Origin of the sequence: Nonomuraea sp. NPDC048916, from assembly GCF_040649575.1 — a bacterium.
Taxonomy (GTDB): Bacteria; Actinomycetota; Actinomycetes; order Streptosporangiales; family Streptosporangiaceae; genus Nonomuraea.
Window position 1 is genome coordinate 1 of the sequence record NZ_JBEZFS010000162.1, and the last position, 625, is coordinate 625.

General features: G+C 67.8%; 1 protein-coding gene. It reads right to left on the reverse strand.

The window, feature by feature from the left end:
• Nucleotides 1-39 precede the first annotated feature (39 nt).
• Complete coding sequence (locus tag AB0C16_RS40230) at nt 40-612, reverse strand: ATP/GTP-binding protein (protein WP_357691423.1); 573 nt, start codon at nt 610-612, stop codon at nt 40-42.
• Between the last annotated feature and the right edge of the window lie 13 nt (nt 613-625).

Below are 625 nucleotides of genomic sequence, written 5' to 3' on the forward strand. Positions count from 1 at the left end.
CGGTGCCGGCACCGGTGTCGAAGGAAGGGCTGGAGGTGCTCATGGTGTCGTCTCCCGGGCGATGGCCATCGTGCGCAGATGGTCGACGAGCGTGATCAGTACGTTCTTGCTGGACCGCCGGACCCGGGCGTCGCAGTCGATCATCGGGATGTGCTCGGGCAGCGCCAGGGCCTTGCGGATCTCGTCGAGCGAGTGGACGTGGTCGTCGTCGAAGCGGTTGACCGCCACCACGAACGGGGTGCCGTGGTGTTCCAGCCGGTCGATCGCGTACCACGAGTCGTCCATCCGCCGTGTGTCCACGAGGACCACCGCGCCGAGCGTGCCGGAGAACAGCCGGTCCCACAGGAACCAGAAGCGTTCCTGGCCCGGAGCGCCGAACAGGTACAGCACGATGCGCTCGTTGAGGCTGATGCGGCCGAAGTCGAAGGCGACCGTGGTGGTCGTCTTGGCGTCCACGCCGTCCGTCTCGTCGACGCCGACGCCCGCCTGCGTCATGACCTCTTCGGTGTTCAGCGGCCGGATCTCGCTCACCGAGCGGACGAGCGTGGTCTTGCCGACGCCGAACCCTCCGACGACGACTATCTTCAGGCCGGTTTCCGCGGCGTCGGCCAGCGGTGTGCGCTCG